The following is a 19,222-nucleotide window of genomic DNA, read 5'->3' as shown; positions in this document are numbered from 1 at the left end:
GGCGTCTGTACCGTTGGACCTGTGCGGTGGATCGTCGATGCCATGAACGTGATCGGTAGTCGGCCCGATGGCTGGTGGAGGAACCGCCGAATGGCCATGGTCCGCCTAGTAGAGCAACTCGAGCGATGGTCTTCGGCAGAAGGGCGCCAGGTGACGGTTGTGTTCGAGCGGCCGACGTCGAACCGCTCGTCGGTGATCAAGATTGCGTATGCGCCCAAGGCGGCCGCAAACTCCGCCGATGACGAAATCCTGCGACAGGTCCGCGCTGATGACCAGCCGACGGAGATTACCTTCGTCACATCAGACGTCGCGTTGGCGGACCGGGTTCGGAAGCTGGGCGCGTCCGTGTATCCCGCGGGGGAGTTCCGCAACCTGATCGACGGCGCTTAGGCCCAAGCTCTTTGGTATTCACCGTGTTCGGCCGTTGTCAGCCGGCAGACTGGAGGGTGGCTGAGACGATGGCGGCGAGGTCGTCGCGATCGGACACGTCGAGTTTGATGCAGGCGCGGTAGATGTGGCCTTCCACAGTGCGCACCGAAACCAACAATTTGTTGGCGATTTCGCTGCTGGACAGACCCTCTGCGATCATGGCAGCGATCTCGCGTTCCCGCGGGCTCAGCGGCAGGGGGCGTGCCGCGGATCGGATCGCGGGCGTGATCGCCCCGCCGCAAAGCGCCGCCAGCTGCAGGGTGCGCGCGGCGGATTCGGCGCTGCGGCGGCGCTGGACGGCCTGGTCGTGCAGCGGCACCGCTTGGGCTGCGGCGTCGGCGGCCGACAGGATCAGCCCGGCCTTTTCGAAGTCCACGCTGATCGCGTCGAGTGCTCTGGCGTCAGCCTCGGCGACTGCGGTGGCGTGGCGCAGATACAGTTTGGCCACGGTACCGTCCAGGCGCGGCACGAGGGCTGCCAGCGGCTCGGCGGTGGTGCGGTCCCCGAAGCGGGCGGCGTGATGCAGGGCTTCGGCTTCCAAGGCGTACTGCCCGGCGCGGTGGGCGGCCTGGGCAGCGCGGCGGGCCGCCTCGGCGGCGGTGCGCTCGCCGCCACGGGCCGCCGTTAGCCACGCTTTGGCGATCATCCGTTGCGGTTCGTGCAGCTCGACGTGGCGCCCGGTGTGTTCGGTGGAGTCATCCAGCACCTGTTCGGCCTGGCCGGTTTGGGCCAGCGCGGCGTAGGCGCGGGCCAGCAGTAGCCGAGCCGGAAGCCGCCACGGCAGTGAGGTTTCGGCATTTAGCGCCGCCAGGGCCTGCTCGATGGAGGAGATGGCCTCGGGGAATTTGCCGCGGTAGGTGGCGACCAGGCCGGCCATGCTCTTGGCGATCGCCCAGCCGAGAAACTGTCCCTCCGAGGAGAATTGGGTGTATTCCGCCACCCGCCGGTCGGCCTGGTCCAGCTGGCCGGTGTGGGTCAGCGCCAGCACGTCGCAGTAGCGGACCATGACGCGGATCATGCCGTCGGTGGGTTTTTGTTCGGCACGGCAGCGCGCGGCGATGGGCTCGTATTCGCTGCCGCGCCCGGCGACTGGCAGCGCCAGGCCGGCGGCGAAAGCCGCCAATTCCACAGCCTGTTTGGGGGAGTTGGGGTTGCTCAGCACCGCCTCGGCGGCGGCCAGCCCGGTGTCGAAGCGGTTTTCGTGGACCGCCATGGCCGCTCCGGTCGCTTCGACGATCAGCCGGAGCGCGGGGTGGGTGACCCGTGCGTGCAGCAGGGCCAGGATGTCGTGGGCCTGCTGTATCTGGCCCATCGACCAGAACAGATTCGACAGGCGGGGGATGCCCCACTGCACCAGCTGCAGGTCGTCGAGCTTGTTGGGTTCGAAGCTGGCCAGGATCGCGTCGGCCTCGCCGGGGCGGCCCTGCCAGCGCTTTCACCTAATGCAACTCGCATTGATTTAGCTGGTACCGGTGCGTGCTCGAGAGGTGCGAGTTCTTCCCGATGCGAACGGCTCATCCGAGGGGTTGGCGCCCTGGAACTCCGCGTCAGTGGTCGCGTCGGGCTAGCCGCGCACCGACACGCTGATGGCGGGTCGCGTCCGAGCGGCGGGCGGCGCGGGCGGTTGCGATACATCGTCGCCGACTCTTCCCGCGATCGACCAAAAGCGGCAATATCGCGGTGTGCGGTCTGTGATACTTCCCGCACGGGATACCCGAGCAATTCCAGAGATGCCAAGTAACGGATGCGCTTGTGGGTCGTCGGGCCGAGCGCAACAGCGGAGGTGAAGGTGCGGTGACGGCTCTCCAGAACCCGGCGGCGTAACTTGTGTCCGAGACGACACCGACCCCAACGGACAACGTCGTTGAGCTTCGGGTGCCTGGGGTTTCGGGCACACCGCCCGAGGAACTGCTCGGCTGCCCAACAGAGATGCTGCAGCAGCTATCCGGCGATAAGGTAGCCGGCGTCTACTGCTGCCGACCGGGCAGCGACACGCCGGGCACCGGCGCCACATCCCCCGAGATCGAAGGTTATTACTGGGGTGGGCTGACCTCCGGCGCGGCCACCCGGGCGCTGTGGCTACTGTTTCTGCCGTTCGTCTTGATCAATCTCGCACACTGGATGTTGCCGCCCTCGAAAACCGGGCGCAGGGCACCCGCGGTGGCGGTGACGCTTGTTCGGCTGCTCGGCCTGGCGTTCACGCTGACGTTGATGCTGGCGTCGGTGGAGGTCGTGATGGACGTCGTCGGCTGGCAGTGCGCCTCGGTAGCTCACTGCGCGGCACACCTGGGCCCGGCAAAGTTCTTGCTGAACATGCCGCGCGGCCGGCAGTTGATGTTCACCGCGATCCCCGTTGCGGTGATGCCGCTGGCATTGATGGTCTTGGGCCGCCCCAATCCGCCAGCCCCCATCCCTCCGGTCTCCGCGAGTGCCCACGCCGACGCGCAGCGCAACATCGCTCCACCGGACGCGGCCGTGACGATTGATCGAGTACCGCTGGCAGAACCGAGCTTTTGGAACCCCGATGATTCCGTCAAACGGCTGCGCTCCTGCCACGTGATGGCCTGGACATCGGGGCTCGGCGCGGTCACGCTGGCGCCGCCCATCCAGTACCTGGGGCACTCCGGCTTGCGCACCGCCTGTCTGGCGCTGCTGTGGGGACAGGTCGGGATCGTTGCGCTCAGCGTCGCAGCAACGGCGTGGACACGGCTGACCGGCCGCGGCGGCGCGACAGCGGATCGGCTGACCAGACCGATGTGGTGGATGCAGTGGGTCAGCTCGACGGTGCTGGTCGCGACGCTGGCCGTGGTGGCATTCACCAAGCCGGCCCACGGCGGTGGCTCCCCGCCCGCACCGACCCCGATGCCGGGGCTGCGAGGCACGATCAACGGGCTGCTGGTGGCCGAAATCCTTTTGCTTGTAGCGTTTTTTGTGTTCACCGCGCGGTGCATGCATGGTTGGGGGCGCGCGGTGATGGCGACCCTGCAGGTATTTCGGTGGCCGCTGCGTGCAATGCGCCGCGACTCCGTTACCGCCGCGACAGGGACTCCGGCCGGGTTTGCGCCAAGCCTGGATGGGCTCGCCGCCCCGTTCGTCGCTACCATCGGGCTGGTGGTCGCCGGGGGATTCAGCGCCGGCGTGGGCCTGTGGGCGGCGGAATTGGTGGGAACGCCGGTGCGCTCGACCACCGCGGCTGCATGTGAGATCGGGTTCAGGGCAAAGGTGTTGGGCTATGGCGGTTCTGATGTGCAGGCCCTCTTCGACGCGTGCGACCTGAAGCAGCGTGCCCAGCTCCCTCTTCTCCCTGCAGACTTCGAGACTCTCGTCGACAAATACAGCGCCGCAACACCGATTATCGTTCCTCCCGGATACTTCGCGGCCGCCATCGTCTTCTCTGTGCTGGTGTTGATGCTGGTTGTACCCGTGGCCACCTTGTGGCTGAATTACATTCCGCGATGGGCGCGCGCCGCCACGGGCCAGGTTATCGAGGACTACGGTGGCAGCCCCGACCGCGAGGCCCGCGACCGCGCATTGGCTGTCGCTCGGGCTCGGGTGCTGGCATCGTTGACCGATTGGATACCACCGGTTCTTGCGGGCTTCGCTGTCACCGCCATCGCCGCCTTCGTCGCGCTGGTATTGGTCGGCCTGGCCGGAGGATTCAACCGCCTGCCGGTGTGGCTGCCGGGACTTTCCACCGTCTGCGTCGCGATGCTGTCGGCGGCGGCCGCCGGCATCGTCGGCCTTGCCGTTGTCGCGTTGCGCGACCGGGAGAAGCGACGCATGGTCGGTGTGCTTTGGGACGTCATCACGTTCTGGCCGCGTGCGAATCATCCGCTGACTCCGCCGTGCTACGGCGAACGCACCGTGCCGGAATTAGTCGGTCAACTGAGCTACCTTGTCTCGGGTCCCGGACGGTTGGTGCTGACCGGGCACAGTCAGGGCAGCATCATCGCGGCGGCGACCATTTTGCAGGCCGATGCGGGGTTGCCGCACACCGGATTGCTCACGTTCGGATGCCCGCTTAGGCGCCTCTACGCCAAAAACTTCCCCGCGTACTTCGGATACAACACAGTCGAGGCCGTCCATTTCAGGGAGCCCAACCGGTGGATCAACCTGTGGGCGCTGACCGACCCGATCGGATCGTGGTTGCTCCACGACGACAACGCCGATATGGCTGAGGTCCTGGAGAAGCTCGACTGCCGGTTGCTCGATGTCACAAGCCTGGATCGCGAAGCACGCGGCGACTATCCACCAATCTGCGGGCATTCGGGCTTTTGGACGCGCCCCGAATACCACAATGCTGTGAGCCTTCTGGCGGGCGCACTCGGGCGCCGGCCGCACCCTGATTCCCCCGGGACAAAGACGTAACCGCGAACCATAGACGTCAATTGACGGCGAGGGCTTCCGCTCACCTCAGCTGTTGTCGAACGTGCGTCGCCGCACGCGCGCTCGGATCGGGCCGGCTGCGATGACGGTGAGTGGTCCCTGGCGTCGACGAAATCGCAGATAGGTCGATGACGGGTAATCGTCGGTACGATCAGCGCGGCAACGCATTTATTTATGTTTGCTGGCCTGGGCAGTTTGCCTCCAAACGAAGGCAGGGTTAACAGCCAATTTCTTGTGTAAAGCCTGATGCTGTGTCAGCGGCTCGACTGCCGGCCCCCTTGGACAACGGGCGTTGCCAGCCTTTGTGCCGCGACACTACGCTTGGCGCTTCGGTGGCGCTCCATCGTCGTAAACCTGTCACACGCGCGGGATGACACGGCGGCTTTGCGCTTTCGATCGTTTTGCTGGAGTTCGTATCGGAAGCGATGTAACTTTGCAACTACAGCTGCAAAGTCGCAACTGCAGGTTTAGCAGCAAACCTGGAGGTACGCCGATGGCAACGATCTTTTGCGTACTCGTCGCGATGCGAGTAGTTGTCATCGGGCTGGCGTCCTGTTGCGCACAGCACAAATGAGTAGGCGACTACGCTAGACCGGCTTGACCAGCTGGCGGGAAATTTAAAGCCGAGCCGCTATGAAACGCCAAGTTGCCCGATACCAGGTTAAATGCAGTGACGCCTACCTGGATGTCTCGACGTATCCACCGTCGTCAGCTGCCGTCGGCCCACGCCTGCCCAGTTCGGTTGCCGATGCCGGTGCCAAGCCAGGGCAGTTGGCGGGACTGGTACCGCCGGTCGCGGCGGGGCGGGGAGTCCTCGACGGTGCGTTCGCTGTGTTGGACGTTCTTGCTCACGCCGATGAGGGTCTTGGACTGACCGCGTTGGCCCGCGCGAGCGGGTTAGCTAAAACGTCCGTGCATCGGCTCGCCGAACAACTCGTCATGCTGGGCGCGGTGCAGTGCATCGAGCACCGCTACTATGTCGGGCCGCGGATGCTGCGTATCGGGCAGCGCTGGCAGCCGGACCCGTTGCTACGGCACTTTGCGCAGGCGCCGGTGCATGCCCTTGCCGTGCAATCGCACGCCATGGCGTCGCTGCGGGTCCTGCACGAACAGCGGCTCCGATATGTCTGTGCCGCTGTGCCCCGCGGCCACGCCTGCATGCCCGACCCCGCAGACCCCGAATCGATCGCCCGCACCGCCACCGGACGCGTCCTCTACGCGACCCAACCCGCCGGGGGTGTCCGGCTTCCTGACTGCTGGAGCCACCAAGACTGGCGCCAGCTTCGCGAGTCGCTCCGCGATCCGCGCGCGACGGTGATCGACCATCAGGACGCGGTTGCCGGCATGTGTTGTGTTTCGGCGCCCGTGTGGTGGCCGAATGGGGCCTGTGCTGGCGCGGTCACCGTCACGGTGCACGCAAACGATCTACCTGTTGGCCTTCTCGCCCTGGCGTCGTATACCGCGTGTCGCATCGGCGCCGCCCTTCAGCAAAAGCCGAACTAATGCGTAGGTGTTGCTGAACGCCACGCCTGCGGTTCGCCTAGCCAGACCAGAGGTTTGCCTCGACACTTGCGCATCACGCGCCTAGGGCATCGGATTGGCTAATCCCATCCTGGGCCGCTGATCGACGACCACCCCGCAGCATCGACCACAGCGCGGCCCGATAAGTCGATAGGGGCGGCCCATGCCCAACCCCTGTATCGGACGACCCACCCGGACCTCACTCGTCTGCCATTCCGACTATCCGCGCCCATCGGCACCTCGTCACCGGCTCCCGATTTCTGCGCGACCACGACGTCACCATCCGGATCACCCGCGCCGGAGAGGACATCAGTGACTACCTGACCTATATGACGGACGGCGACGGTTTACCTCCATTGCGAGCTACCCACTAGCGCCACGGGCGCGTTGTACATCGCCGTAGCCGACCACCGCCCCGATCCTGGGGTGCGTGGGGCCGGCTGTGGAGCAACACCTACACCCGCGTCGTGGTTGCCGCCTAACTGGCCTGCGACAATCGCGCCGCTATGCTCCTGAGGGCGGGATCGGCGCCACCCTGCACCGTCGGTCCACTCACCGGACCCGGCACTTGCCGCCGTGCCAGGTGTGGGTATCAAAATGTGTGGGTATCAATGGAAGGAGCGTACTGGGATCGTTGATTGTCGCGATTCGCGGAGTACGTGGCCGCGACCGGCGGGCCCAGAAGGCGGTCGGATTTGCATGCCTACCGATGTGCCCGGCAATCAGCCAACTGCGCGGCCGATCGGATCGACTGGCCCCATCATTAGCGTCTCCTGCGGCCAGGTCTTGGTCACGGGCAGCGGATTCCTGCCTGACTGTTTAGTCACCATCCGCATCACGTATATCGGCGAAGATGTCGTCGACTACCTCACCTACTTCAGCGACGCCGACGGGTACCTAAGCGCATCGCTGCCCGAGACTGCAATTAGCGAGACTGGGCACATCGCTGTAACCGACCACCGCCCCAACCCCGATGGTGACGGGGGCCTGCTGTGGAGTAACACCGTCATCGTTGCCTCTGGCGGCATGTGAAATACAGCACCGCCGGCAGGCGCGCCTCAGATTGCGAGCGACCCCGGCAGCGAGCCGTTCACGGATCGGTCCGCTCAGCGGACCGGATTCTTGCCCGTCCAAACCGCCTTGGTGTGCAATGGAACGGGCATTTCTTCTCGCTGCCCAGTCGTCATCAATAAAGGAGTGGTGTTCGCGAGTGATGGCTGTTTGAGGGAAATGACGCGCTCGCCGGCGCTGATGGTGCAAGTGGGTCATTCTTCGAATTGGGTTGTGTGGCAAGGCATTGGGAGGTGGCGCAGAAAAGCAGGTAGTCGACTACACGGGAGGATTCATTGGCCACGTCGCCGACGGAGAAGCGTTGGGTCGATAACGCTAGCCGCCTGATTGGGCTATTGACCTCCCTTCTCCTGGTCTTAGGCTTCGCCAAACTTTGCGATCACGTGCTGACGACGAGCGTTTCGCCAGCCGCCTTCGTGAACGCGCACCTCAACGACGACCCGGATAGCGTTAAAGCTACGGTCCAGGAAGTGGAAAAAACGGTGCTAGCCAGTTGCGACGCAGACATCGGCCATAGGGCATCGCTTCACCAGACGCTATTTGACGCAGAGGACAAGTTCGGCGCGGTCGACAAATCACTGGTGTCCCCGGCCGCTAACCCGCCGACGGGGCTCGAATCCGCCTATTTCGATATGGAGACGGCGGTCAAAGAGCTCCATGACGCAGTCAGTACTGCCCACGGGTTTATCGACTCGCAGAAGCCGTCAGATTTGGCAAACTTCAGCACACAGTGGACGCAAGGACGCGAGCAGTGGAACGAGGCTGTCAGGAAAATCTGGAAAGCTGCGGGTCAACGGCCGCGGACAGTCGACGAAACTGCGGCTGCTGGCTGCGGTTCGCCAGGTGTGCGGTGAGCAGGGGCGGGACCATGGACAACGACCCGTGCGCGGCGAGGACGTATTGGAGCACCATAAGTGCTGCCTCAGCAGATTCGACTCTTGCCGGTCTGCTCGCCGGCTTGCTCATCGCCGCCGCCGCGGCGCTGCTCATACAGTGGTATCAGGGAGCAGCTCCCCCCACGATAGCGTTGTTCGGTTCCGGCGTGCCGGCTCTGACGCTTTCTACCTACCTCTTCACCGTAATCGCCGGAGTGCATTACCCAACGAATATTGACTATACGACTCGCGGAGGCCTCGGTGATATCCTTTGCTCCCAGGTGTGGAGTAATTGGCTCCTGGCAATCGGTTTGCTTTGGATCGGTGCCGCTATCGTCGTCTGCGGGTTAGGGTGGGCGCTCGTAAGCTACGCTGATAATCTCGCGGTAAAGCTTTGTAAAAGAAATACTCCGATTGACCAGATAGAGGACCGTCGCAAGGCCTTCATCCGTTTAAACGCATTGCTTTCAGGCGCAGCTATAACCGGGGCGACCGCTTTATTTATAGTCTCAAGTGTAGTTTACTTGAAGGGCACTGGCTCCCAGGACTACTCCCGCGAATTTTTAGGCGTCAAGTGGTACCTCCTGTTCTTCATTTATTTAGGTGGCCTCTATCTTATCGGCCGCTCATCGTATGCCGTTTTTCGTCGGACAGTCAGCGCTCTGCGTGCGAACAAGAATTCGTGTGACGCCTATGCCCCCGGTGGCCCACCTGTCGCCACAGATGACGAAGGCATAAAAGCGGGTGGAGGCCCCGTGCGTCCACCCGCCGCAAAAGATCCGAGATTCGCACGGCGTAAGAAATTAGCAAAGCGTGCCGCACAGGAGTTTGCCGGCGTGATCTGGGTCGCGTTCTGTGCATTCCTCGCCGTTTATATGACATCAGGGAAAGCTTTTCACCAGCAACGGTGGCCGGTCGACCTCATGACAGTCATCACGATAGTCATCTATGTGGCTGTCTTCTATGTTATCGTCCGAGCGATCTATGTCATTATCGTCCCAAGGATCAATGTCATTATTGCGCGTATCGTCGAACGGGTATCAGCCAAAAAGGACGACGCCCCCGCTGTCCCAGCGGCGAACACAAAACCGGTAGAGCGTATCCGGATCGATTACGATCGTGGGTGGCTTCGCGAAGCGACATACGGCGTTGTCGTCTTGGCCGCATTAGGAACTTTCTTCGTTGCCCTGTTGACGCAGGGACCTTTATTGCCCGGTCCGCGGATTTTCATATCGCTCTTCCTCGGCGGCCTTTACCCAGCCGTTGTCCTCACATGGCTTAGCTCTTCAGTCCCCGCCGCCGAGGATGTCAGGTAGTCAAAATGGGAGACGGTGCCTTGGTTGGTGTTTATGCCGTAATGCTTTATCAAGCACAGGTTTGGATTAACCATCCATCTGCGCGACGGCGATGTCACGGTGCGCGGACCCAGCCCGAACGATGACACAGCCCGTCACGGCCGCGGCCGACCACAATGCGATCAAGCTTCATCCCGGCCAGCCGTCGCCAATGGGCGCGACGCCCGACGCGGCGGGCACGAACTTCGCGGTGTACTCCTCGTCAGCGAGTGAGGGCACCGTCAGCTTGTGCCTGTTCGCCGATGACGGCACCGAGACCAAGTTGCCGCTGACGGCGCGCACCGGCGACGTGTGGCACGCCTACGTACCCGGGGTCGGTGCCGGGCAGCGCTACGGCTACCGGATGGATGGGCCGTGGAATCCGCGGCAGGGGTTGTGGGCCAATGAATCCAAGCTGCTGCTGGACCCATGGGCGAAGGCCATCGATGGCGACTACGACGGAGATTCGTCGGCCTGCGCGCATTTGCCCAACGATCGCACCAGGCCTGACCCTGGTGACTCGGCGCTGCATGTCCCGCGCTCGGTGGTAGTCGACCCGAGCTTCGACTGGGGCGGCGACACAGCGCCCGGCATCGCCCTGGCTGACTCGATCATCTACGAGACCCATGTCCGGGGGCTGACCAAGCAACACCCCCAGGTGCCCGGCCCTCTGCAGGGGACCTACGCCGGACTGGCCTGCGACCCAATCATCAAGCACCTCACCTCACTCGGGATAACCGCCGTTGAACTGATGCCGGTGCACCAATTCCTGCCTGCCGCAACGCCGGTGCCGGCGGGGCTGACCGACCACTGGGGCTACATGAGCATCGGCTTCTTCGCCCCGCACGGCGCATACAGCTCGGCCGGCACGCGAGGCGAGCAGGTTACCGAGTTCAAATCGATGGTCCGGGCGCTGCACCGCGCCGGCATTGAGGTGATCCTCGACGTGGTGTACAACCACTCCGCGGAAGGCAATCGCGACGGGCCGTCGGTTGCGTTTCGCGGCCTGGATAACCCCACCTACTATTGGCTGAACCCCGCTGACCCCAGCAACTACTACGACTACAGCGGCACCGGCAACACGCTGGATGCCGGCGAACCCGAGGTACTGCGGTTGATCCTGTCCAGCCTGCGTTACTGGACCAGCGAGATGCACGTGGACGGGTTCCGCTTCGACCTGGCCGCCGTGCTGGCCCGCCAGGAAGGCACCCTGGAGAAGTTCGCAGCGTTTTTGGACCTGGTCTATCAAGACCCGGTGATCTCACAGGTCAAGCTGATCGCCGAACCATGGGATGCCAACGGCGGCTATGTGCTGGGACAGTTCCCGCCACCCTGGGCGCAGTGGAACGACCACTACCGCGCCAACGTGCGCGACTATTGGCGGGCCCAGGCCGGAATCGGCGACTTGGCCGCCCGGCTGGCCGGCTCGGCTGACGTGTTCGCACGTGCGGATCAATCGCCGGAGTCATCGGTGAACCTCGTCACCTGCCACGACGGCTTCACGCTAACCGACCTGGTCTCCTACAACGCCAAGCACAACGAGGCCAACGGAGACAACAACAGCGACGGCAGCGATGACAACCGGTCCTGGAACTGCGGCGCCGAGGGCGCCACCGAGGATCAGGACATCGTGGCGCTGCGCGCGCAGCAGCGCCGAAACTTCTTGGCTACCTTGTTGATTTCGCAAGGCGTGCCGATGCTGCTGGGCGGCGACGAGATTGGACGCACCCAGGGAGGCAACAACAACGCCTACTGCCAGGACAACGCCATCAGCTATTACGACTGGAACTTGGATCAGGAACGCCTGGATCTGCTCGCATTTACCACTCGCGCGATCGGACTGCGCAAACAACACCACGTTTTTCGGCGTGGCAGCTTCTTGACCGGTCAGGAGCCACGGCCCGGCAGTGGCGAGGATGTGGCCTGGTTATGGCCTGATGGCACGCCAATGACGCCAGACCGGTGGAACTCCGCGTCGCTGGCATTTGCGATGTGGCTCAAAGGCGCGGCGCTCACCGACACTGACGCCGACGGCAACGCGCTCACCGACGACACTTTCCTCGTCCTGTTCAACGCCTCGTGGAACCCGCAGGTGTTCACCCTGCCGTCATCGAGCTTCGGCGCCACGTGGACGCCGGTACTGGACACCACTCAGGCCACCGGATCCCCGGCGCCATCGTCGACCACGCTGCCCGCCGGCTCGGCCTACACGGTGAACCCACGCAGCCTGCTGCTGCTGCGCAGAACAGAGTGACCATCTGCAGGCGTCACCTCCTTTTCAACGGCAGCAACCACCTTGCGAGTACAGCGACGCCCCGGGTGCTAGCGCGCACCGCTGCCGGAGACCGCAATCGCCGAAACCGGGTACGTCACCGACCCCGCCCCGACCCGATGGTGACGGGGGCCTGCTGTGAAGTAACACCGTCATCGTTATCCCTACCGGCACGTGAGATACGGCATGGCCGGCGGGGCGCCCGCAGATCGTGAGCGACCCCGGCAGGGAGCCGTTCACGGGTCGCTCCGCTCAGCGGACTGGATTAATGCCCATCGAAACAAAATGGCACGGCGCAGGTGACCGACTCAGAAACGGCGGCGGAGCAAGCCTTTAGGGGTTGGGTGCGGGTTCTGATAAGACGCTGGTCCGCTGAGTGGACCAGCGTCTTGTCTCCGTTCCCGTCGGGCTGAAACGTTATACCAGGTCCATTCCGCTCCCAGCTAGATCACCGTCGCTCATCCGATCCCGAGGAGGCCACAACAATGGCGTCAACAGGGTTTCGCTCTTGGCGTCGATGGTGCGGGCAATCAGGCGCTGTGGCACCAGTGGCAGATGGCACCCAAAAGCGGCTGGTCGCGCTGGGCATCGCTCGGTACACCCCGGAGGTGAACCTGCGGATGTCGCCAGCCCCTGCGCCCGGATGGCCGCCTCGAAATTTTCATCGTCGACACAAACGGTGCGCTGCCGCCAAGTTGTAAAGGAGAAAAGTCATGACCGTATACGTCCCGCTGCCGGGCAGTAAGAAAAGTTTGCTGCCCAACTCCAGGCCCGCAGGCCCCGTGAACCCATCGGAATTGGCCAGCCTGACCGTGCGTGTTCGCTCCGCTGGAGATCCCAAGGCGCTTGAGAAGCGCGTGTACGAGCAGGCTGCAAAGCCACTCGCGAAGCGCGAATACCTGACCCACGAGCAACTCGCCGAACAGCACGGTGCATCGAAAGAGGACCTCGACAAGGTCGAAGCCTTCGCGCAGCAGCACGACCTGTTCGTAGTGCATCGCAGCGCTGCCGCGCGCTCAATTGAATTGAGAGGCAAGCTTGCGGACCTGCGCGCGGCGTTTCACGCCGATGTCGGTATGTATCACCACTCGACGGGAACTTATCGGGGGCGACAAGGCGAAATCGCGGTGCCGCAGGAGCTGCAGCCCATCATCACCGGCGTATTCGGATTCGATACGCGACCCAAGCACCGCGCGACGACTAGCGGGCGCAGCTCGACGCCGAGTCGCGGGAAAGCCAGCGGAGCGAACCGCGCTCGCAAGGCCGCGTCAGCAAAAGGCAGCGCCGCCGCGGCCGGGCCTGGCGGTCAGAATGGCGTCGCTTCCACCGAATTCGCATCGCGCTACAATTTTCCGACACAGTCCAATGGCACGAAGCTCGACGGCACCGGACAAACCATCGCCATCATCGAGCTTGGCGGCGGCTACCGCACCAGTGACTTGAAGGTGTTCTTTCACGAGATCGGCGTGAAGACGCCGACGGTCGCGTCGATTTCGGTCGACACGGCCGCGAGCAACCCAACCACGGCGGACTCCGCCGATGGCGAGGTGATGCTCGACATCGAGGTCGCCGGAGCCGTCGCGCCAAACGCAAACTTTGCTGTCTATTTCGCCCCGAACAACGGCGACAAGGGGTTCATCGACGCGATTAGTGCCGCCGTTCACGACACCGAGCGCAATCCGAGCGTGATCTCGATCAGCTGGGGCGGCCCGGAGGATCCGACCGATCAGATGGGCATCAACGAGTTTCACGACCTGTTTACCTCCGCGGGCGCGCTGGGCATCACGGTTTGCGTCGCTTCGGGCGATCACGGAACGGCGGATGAGACCTCGGGGGACTGGGATGGAAAAATCCACGTCGATCATCCGGCGTGCGACGACCTCGTCCTGGGTTGCGGTGGCACGCAAATCGACAACGGCATCGACGTCGTTTGGAACGATGGCACGCCTCTCGACCAGGGCGGCTGGGCCAGCGGCGGCGGGATCAGCGAAGTCTTCGCGGTGCCGTCGTACCAAGCCGCCGCCAACAAAATCGTTTCGCTCGATGACGGGAAGCCCGGGCGTGGTGTTCCCGACATCGCGATGAGCGCGACCAACTACTTCACGCGCGTCGATCGCCAGGAAGGCGCTTCGGGCGGAACGAGCGCGGTCGCTCCGCTGATGGCGGCGTTGGTTGCGGTGCTGAACCAGGCGAAGCAAAAAAACGTCGGCTTCCTCAACCCCTTCCTCTATTCGAACGTGGCCAAGGGCGTCGTCCACGACGTCACCTCGGGCACGAACGCCATCACGAACACCGTCAAGGGGTATGACGCCGGTCCGGGTTGGGATCCATGTTCGGGGCTGGGTACACCGGACGGCACGGCGATTTTGAACAACCTATAGACGGTCACCGACCTGAGATCGCAGCAGCGGCGGCCAAGAAATGTCGTCGGTCACATGAGATACGCGAGCTCGGCCCTGCTGGCAACGCCCAATTTTGAAGAGGTCGGGTGAACGTGTCCTTCGACCGTCCGTACCGACATCGTCGCCGTGTCGGCGACCTCCGTGTCGGACAGGCATTTAGAAACGAGGGTTGCGATCTCGCGTTCACGACTGGTCAATGCCAGCGGCGAAACCACCGCCACGGTTACCGGAGTCCTCGCGCCACACTCCCTTACGATTCGACCGACGCCGCCGCTGACGCTCATCGCCAAGCCGTGCTCCCTGACCCCACGAGCTGATCCAGGCCCACCTCGTGGGTCGTGTCACCGCCGCTTCTGTCTGTCCGAAATTGAACAATCTCTTTTGTTGCGGGGGCGCGGTGGGTAAGCCTCGGCCCGCCCACCGAGCCCGAGGTGATGCAAAGGTAACCGCACCGATCTACTCGGTTTCGTTCATCGGCAACAATTTGCCGCCGGCGCGTACGCCAACGACGCCGATCTGATCGTCGACTTTGGCGAGAGAACGGCTTCCGGTCCGTTCAGCGGACCGCGCTCTTGCACAAACTATTGCCAGCGACGCGCAATAGAGTCCATGACGGCCGCCGCTAACCAACTCGGATCGGTTGAGCACATCGTGGTGCTGGTGCTCGAGAACCGGTCATTCGACCACATGCTGGGGTTTCTTTACGCCGACTCGGCAAACGTCTCGCCCCTTACGAAGCAGCCATTCGAGGGTCTGACGGGTAACGAGGTTAATTCGGACGCCAGCGGCGCATCCATCCCGGTCAGCGCTTTGACCCCAGGGACAGCAAACGTCTATTTCACGCCCGGGGCCGACCCTGGCGAAGGCTTCGTGGCCACCAATATGCAACTCTTCGGAGAGACTAGCCCGCCTGCCGGGATTCCAGCGACCAACCACGGATTCGTGACGGACTTCGCGGCAACGCTGAAGGGCATAGACGCACACCGGCCCGTCATTTCGGGCACAACGGCTTCTGACATCATGGGGATATTCACCCCGGCAGTATTGCGTTGGTCCGGACCAGCTTTCCGACTTGCGTCGGGTGGTCCTTTGGCCGTGCGGGGTGCGGGTTCGCCGACCAACGAGGGCGGACCGATCGGGTGTGGCCGACACAAGACGCACAAAGAGTTGGCGGCGTGGTGGAAACTTTGATGGTCTTTTGGGCTCGGCCATGGTCGCCGCCAAAACCGTGTTATACATACATTGAGTCGCCCCGATAACCGCTGAAGCCGGTCAAATCGGATGCAGTCCTGGTCCGCCCAGTGGACCGCACTCTTGCCCGGATCGATCCAAATGCCGCGCAATGGACTTGCCAACAACGGTCCGAGATCTCGCTGCGATGGTTGCTTCATGTGAATCACATCGCGCAGACTGCTGACGAGATCGGACCAGACAAACATGACCACCACCCGGCGGGAGAGCCAGTCGGGATCGTGGTCTTGGCGTTTCGAGGACGGGGAATGCGATGAGCCTGTTGACGTTAGCTTCTGTCGCGGTCGCTCGTGACCTCACGGATGCCGGACAGCCGCTAGCCAAAAACCCGGCCCTGTCGACGATGCGGGTTCTCGCTCCTGGCCCCGGCGCGGAGCAACCAGCTCCCGACGCACAGGCCGTGGCGCATGCGGCGGAGCAACCTGAGGGTCAGCCAGATGGCGGCGGGCATGTGGCGGCGGGGGGTGTGGCCAGCTTCGCTCAGCTGCTGGTCGCTCAGATCCCGGCCGAGGCGCTGCTGGCCTACACCACCCTGCTCGCCCTGTTTTCCGTCGGTGGTGGCGCCTACAACACCGGCCGCTGGGGCCTTTACGCGGCCGCCATCGTGGTGTGCGCGGTGGCCGTGATCGGCGGCTACCTCGCGCAGCGGGACTACGGCTTCGATAACACGCAGACCGGGCCCGGACCGGGCGTCGGGTCGGCCCCGCCCAAAGCTGACGCACCGGGCCCCGCCCAGGTCACTGCGCTCGGCAAACTGCACCTGCCATATTGGCCTGTTCTCACCGCGGTCCTGTCGATGGCGGTTTACGGGCTGACAGTGCCGGGATCCCCGCTGCAGTTCGACGTTTCCGCGACCGCGTTCGCGATCTGCTCCGGCTGCCTAGCGGTCGGCGGCGGCGTGATGATGTCGATATTCGCAACGTTCCTCGGCAAGGGCAACGCCGCAAAAGTCGTCGCGAAGTAACCTGGGAGCCGCCTCGCTGCCACAATATTCCGCGGAAGGTGAGAACGGGTCGCCGCCGGCACATCCGCGCCACCTGCGGCGACCCGGGCGGTCGTGACGATCACACCGGGGCCCGATGCCCAAGGCGTCGGCCCGCTTGGCCCGGTCTCCGTGACCGCCGCGTCGTGTACAAGGCTCAAGACGCTTCGACCCGGTGGGGAGGCGGTGGGCCGTGCGGTTCCGCTCCGCGGGAGCGGGTGCTCGACGAAGCGTTCGTCTCGAATCCGCTAGCCCCAGAGGCCAGAGGCGCAGGCAAAATCGTCACAGTGACGAAAACGGCTCGTCGCGCCGGGCTGGCGCGGTCGGCCGCGGTCGGGTTGTCCAGGGGCATACGGGGTAACGCCCCGAAGCAGCGAAGGTTCCGTTGTCTAGTTGCATGATTGAGATAACCTGCAAAAGGACAACAGGACACCGATCATCAAGGGTTGCGTGCACTTTCATCTGATGCAACCCGCAGTAGTTTTCGCCGATAAGCGACATTATGTCAAGTTAACCACGCTATGTTCCCTAACTGTCGGTGCGACAATAGCTTTCGGGATGAGGGTGGTTCGGAGTGGTTGGGCAAGCGCCGCTCCCCCGCCGGGGGATTCGTGAGGGGGACCCGTTTTGCGGTCTAGTCGCTATGCGGCTTGGGATTGGTGGGTCTCGGAGCGGTCGAGCCGCGGGTTTGAAGCTGTCGTTCGATAACTGGACCTGCGACGGTTGTTTCGTTGTGGTGGCCCTCAAGGCCTGCGAAAGGCCAAGTCAGCTGCTCATCTGCCGGGGCTCCGGTTGGCAACGATGCTGTGGTGAGCGAGCCGGCGAATCGCAATGAGCAGGGGCTCGTAGAGCACGGTGCCGAGGACGGAGTATTGGACGGCCTCGGCCGGGTCATGCGGGATGGCGTCGATTTCGCTGCGCGCGATGGCCAGCATGTGTTCGCCTTTCACGGCCAGCTGGCGCGGATCGCTTTGCAGACCGGCGTCCTCGAGGGCTGTCAACGCTTCCTCAAGCAATGCGACTGCCGGCGGATCGGCCCGGTATTCCTCACCGAGCAGCGGAACTACCTTCTCCGCCCGCGGATACCACGGCGTGGCTGTCTCGATCTTGTCCTGGCCGCGAGCGGTGCCGGCCAGGACGGTCATCGCGCGCGCGAGCTGGTCGCTAATATCGCCGTCCGGCGCGTCGATGATGTGCAGGATGGCTTTCACCTGCGTCAGCGATAGGTGTGCCGGCCCGGTGAGCGCGTGGATCAGCCGCAGGCGGGCCGCGTGCGACTCGTTATAGTCGGCGCGCCGTGGAGCGGTCGACTCGCCCGGGGCGAGCATGCCCTCGCGGAGGTAGTACTTGATGGTCGGCAGCGGAACTCCTGACCGTTCCACCAGCTCCGAGACTCGCACGGTGTCCTCCTCGACGAGTGTGAAGGCCCGAGAACCGCTTGACGTTACTAGATAGTTAGACTATCCTAGATTTAGCAACTCGAGGAACCTACCCGATCATCCCCCCACGAGTAGGCAGGATCGACACTCCGGGAGATCAGACAGCGCGAACGTCGGGAGGAATGGATGAAATCCACCGGCTTCTTCATCGACCTGCACAAGGCGCTGGTCATCCCGGTGACGGTGGCGGCGATGCTGACCTTCGCTAACTTCTCGACCGTGATGTGGCTGTACCTGGGGATGCACGGCACTTATTCGATCCTGTGGCTCATCAAGGGCCGCACCTACCCCGACCGCCGTTTCGCCGAGCAGGTGCCGATCTGGATCGGGATTCTGTTCGTCTTCCTGCCGCTGGCCGGGTACTACGCCGCTCCGATCCTGCTGGCCTGGCTTCACCCGAATGTGCCCGGCTGGGCGGTCGCGCTCGGTGTCTCTATCTTCACGTTCGGCATCTTCCTGCACTACGTTTCGGACGCGCAGAAGTACTTCACCCTGGAGGTGCGACCCGGTCTGATCGAGACTGGCCTGTTCGCCCGGACCCGCAACCCGAACTACCTCGGCGAGATCATGACCTACATGGGCTACGCGATCATCTCGTGGAACCCGATCCCGTTCGTCGTCAACTTCGCGTGGATCTTCGGGTTCTTCGTCCGCAACATGATCAAGAAGGACCGCTCGATGTCGCGCCACCCCGGCTTCGCCGCCTACAAGGCCCGCACCGGCCTCCTGTTCCCGCGGTTGCTTCCGGTCCGCACACAAAAGCACCGACCAGATCCAGCGGCGGTGGCTGACACGCCGATCCACAAGTCTTGACTATTCCTCCATTCGCGCCTGCGCCGACGCCTGCGAGGCTGTGTAATTTCAACCGAATACGGCGGGATCGAATATGGAGGGTTACCAGTAAAGTGTGGTGTATCCCCTATTTTGTTGTGTCACAACATATTTCGAATGTTCCCGTTCAGCTTTGGCCGGGCGATAACATGACACCCGCTATTTTACAACGGTATTCATCGGGTCCTAGTTTCGCCGCGATGGTACTTGATGATTCATCAGATGAATCAGCCGCTGGGCTGGTGGATCGGGGCATCCCCTTTGCGCGCGGTGTGCGCCACTCCCCCGGCGGGGGACTGCTGTGTTTCATCGTGTTAATCGAACTAGTCGATACCCAAGAGGGTGGTTCGGAGTGGTTGGGCAAGCGCCGCTCCCCCGCCGGGGGATTCGTGAGGGGGACCCGTTTTGTGGTCCAGTCGCTATGCGGCT

The 19,222-nt window shown here is 63.5% G+C and carries 14 protein-coding genes and 1 pseudogene; 12 read left to right on the top strand and 3 right to left on the bottom strand.

Going from position 1 to position 19,222, the window contains the following annotated elements; genetic code table 11:
• The first annotated feature begins 21 nt into the window (after nucleotides 1-21).
• Nucleotides 22-390, top strand: coding sequence for an NYN domain-containing protein (locus ACLQI9_RS17210; RefSeq protein WP_442383383.1), 369 nt, complete (start codon nucleotides 22-24; stop codon nucleotides 388-390).
• A gap of 37 nt (nucleotides 391-427) precedes the next feature.
• On the opposite strand, the pseudogene ACLQI9_RS17205 reads toward ACLQI9_RS17210, so the two are convergent.
• A pseudogene (locus ACLQI9_RS17205) lies at nucleotides 428-1,858 on the bottom strand (helix-turn-helix transcriptional regulator); the annotation flags it as partial.
• A gap of 398 nt (nucleotides 1,859-2,256) precedes the next feature.
• Between ACLQI9_RS17205 and ACLQI9_RS17200 the strand changes: the two are divergent.
• From ACLQI9_RS17200 to ACLQI9_RS17170, 7 genes are all read left to right on the top strand, one after another.
• Nucleotides 2,257-4,797 (top strand): hypothetical protein, encoded by a 2,541-nt coding sequence (locus ACLQI9_RS17200; protein WP_442383385.1) that lies wholly within the window; start codon nucleotides 2,257-2,259, stop codon nucleotides 4,795-4,797.
• Between the two features lie 651 nt (nucleotides 4,798-5,448).
• The gene (locus ACLQI9_RS17195) at nucleotides 5,449-6,318 is read left to right on the top strand and encodes an IclR family transcriptional regulator (RefSeq protein ID WP_442383387.1); all 870 of its coding nucleotides are present in this window, start codon (nucleotides 5,449-5,451) and stop codon (nucleotides 6,316-6,318) included.
• A gap of 717 nt (nucleotides 6,319-7,035) precedes the next feature.
• Entirely contained in the window at nucleotides 7,036-7,368 is a 333-nt protein-coding gene (locus ACLQI9_RS17190) for a hypothetical protein (protein ID WP_442383389.1), read from the top strand.
• Between the two features lie 314 nt (nucleotides 7,369-7,682).
• On the top strand, nucleotides 7,683-8,261 hold the full coding sequence (locus tag ACLQI9_RS17185) for a hypothetical protein (RefSeq protein ID WP_442383391.1): 579 nt from the start codon (nucleotides 7,683-7,685) through the stop codon (nucleotides 8,259-8,261).
• A 14-nt stretch (nucleotides 8,262-8,275) separates the two neighbouring features.
• Nucleotides 8,276-9,598, top strand: a complete 1,323-nt coding sequence (locus tag ACLQI9_RS17180) for a hypothetical protein (protein WP_442383393.1) — start codon at nucleotides 8,276-8,278, stop codon at nucleotides 9,596-9,598.
• Nucleotides 9,599-9,719: 121 nt separating this feature from the next.
• Nucleotides 9,720-11,870 carry a glycogen debranching protein GlgX gene (gene glgX, locus ACLQI9_RS17175; RefSeq protein ID WP_442383395.1) on the top strand — a complete coding sequence of 717 codons (2,151 nt, stop codon included), beginning with the start codon at nucleotides 9,720-9,722 and terminating at the stop codon, nucleotides 11,868-11,870.
• 731 nt (nucleotides 11,871-12,601) lie between these two features.
• Entirely contained in the window at nucleotides 12,602-14,269 is a 1,668-nt protein-coding gene (locus ACLQI9_RS17170; protein WP_442383397.1) for a S53 family peptidase, read from the top strand.
• Nucleotides 14,270-14,319: 50 nt separating this feature from the next.
• Here ACLQI9_RS17170 and ACLQI9_RS17165 read toward each other — a convergent pair whose 3' ends face one another.
• Entirely contained in the window at nucleotides 14,320-14,574 is a 255-nt protein-coding gene (locus ACLQI9_RS17165; RefSeq protein ID WP_442383417.1) for a response regulator transcription factor, read from the bottom strand.
• Between the two features lie 325 nt (nucleotides 14,575-14,899).
• Here ACLQI9_RS17165 and ACLQI9_RS17160 point away from each other — a divergent pair, with 325 nt between their 5' ends.
• Entirely contained in the window at nucleotides 14,900-15,481 is a 582-nt protein-coding gene (locus ACLQI9_RS17160) for an alkaline phosphatase family protein (protein ID WP_442383399.1), read from the top strand.
• A 322-nt stretch (nucleotides 15,482-15,803) separates the two neighbouring features.
• On the top strand, nucleotides 15,804-16,505 hold the full coding sequence (locus tag ACLQI9_RS17155) for a hypothetical protein (RefSeq protein ID WP_442391964.1): 702 nt from the start codon (nucleotides 15,804-15,806) through the stop codon (nucleotides 16,503-16,505).
• Between the two features lie 791 nt (nucleotides 16,506-17,296).
• Here the strand turns inward: ACLQI9_RS17155 and ACLQI9_RS17150 are convergent.
• Nucleotides 17,297-17,923 (bottom strand): MerR family transcriptional regulator, encoded by a 627-nt coding sequence (locus ACLQI9_RS17150; protein WP_442383403.1) that lies wholly within the window; start codon nucleotides 17,921-17,923, stop codon nucleotides 17,297-17,299.
• A 165-nt stretch (nucleotides 17,924-18,088) separates the two neighbouring features.
• Here ACLQI9_RS17150 and ACLQI9_RS17145 point away from each other — a divergent pair, with 165 nt between their 5' ends.
• Both ACLQI9_RS17145 and ACLQI9_RS17140 read left to right on the top strand, forming a co-directional pair.
• Nucleotides 18,089-18,775 carry a DUF1295 domain-containing protein gene (locus ACLQI9_RS17145; protein ID WP_442383405.1) on the top strand — a complete coding sequence of 229 codons (687 nt, stop codon included), beginning with the start codon at nucleotides 18,089-18,091 and terminating at the stop codon, nucleotides 18,773-18,775.
• A 218-nt stretch (nucleotides 18,776-18,993) separates the two neighbouring features.
• Nucleotides 18,994-19,222 (top strand): hypothetical protein (locus ACLQI9_RS17140; protein ID WP_442391963.1); only part of this gene is annotated, 229 nt, incomplete at its 3' end.

The sequence above is a fragment of the Mycobacterium sp. genome, from assembly GCF_052143115.1.
Taxonomy (GTDB): Bacteria; Actinomycetota; Actinomycetes; order Mycobacteriales; family Mycobacteriaceae; genus Mycobacterium.
Note: the sequence above shows the minus strand (reverse complement) of the source record. Positions and strands in the feature narration are given on the sequence as shown.

Bases quoted from the DNA above. Each gene is read 5' to 3' on its own strand.
- ACLQI9_RS17170 (WP_442383397.1), top strand. From the start codon at position 12,602: ATGACCGTATACGTCCCGCTGCCGGGCAGTAAGAAAAGTTTGCTGCCC.
- glgX (WP_442383395.1), top strand. From the start codon at position 9,720: ATGACACAGCCCGTCACGGCCGCGGCCGACCACAATGCGATCAAGCTT.
- ACLQI9_RS17145 (WP_442383405.1), top strand. From the start codon at position 18,089: ATGAAATCCACCGGCTTCTTCATCGACCTGCACAAGGCGCTGGTCATC.
- ACLQI9_RS17190 (WP_442383389.1), top strand. From the start codon at position 7,036: ATGCCTACCGATGTGCCCGGCAATCAGCCAACTGCGCGGCCGATCGGA.
- ACLQI9_RS17160 (WP_442383399.1), top strand. From the start codon at position 14,900: ATGACGGCCGCCGCTAACCAACTCGGATCGGTTGAGCACATCGTGGTG.
- ACLQI9_RS17180 (WP_442383393.1), top strand. From the start codon at position 8,276: ATGGACAACGACCCGTGCGCGGCGAGGACGTATTGGAGCACCATAAGT.
- ACLQI9_RS17195 (WP_442383387.1), top strand. From the start codon at position 5,449: ATGAAACGCCAAGTTGCCCGATACCAGGTTAAATGCAGTGACGCCTAC.
- ACLQI9_RS17165 (WP_442383417.1), bottom strand. From the start codon at position 14,574: ATGAGCGTCAGCGGCGGCGTCGGTCGAATCGTAAGGGAGTGTGGCGCG.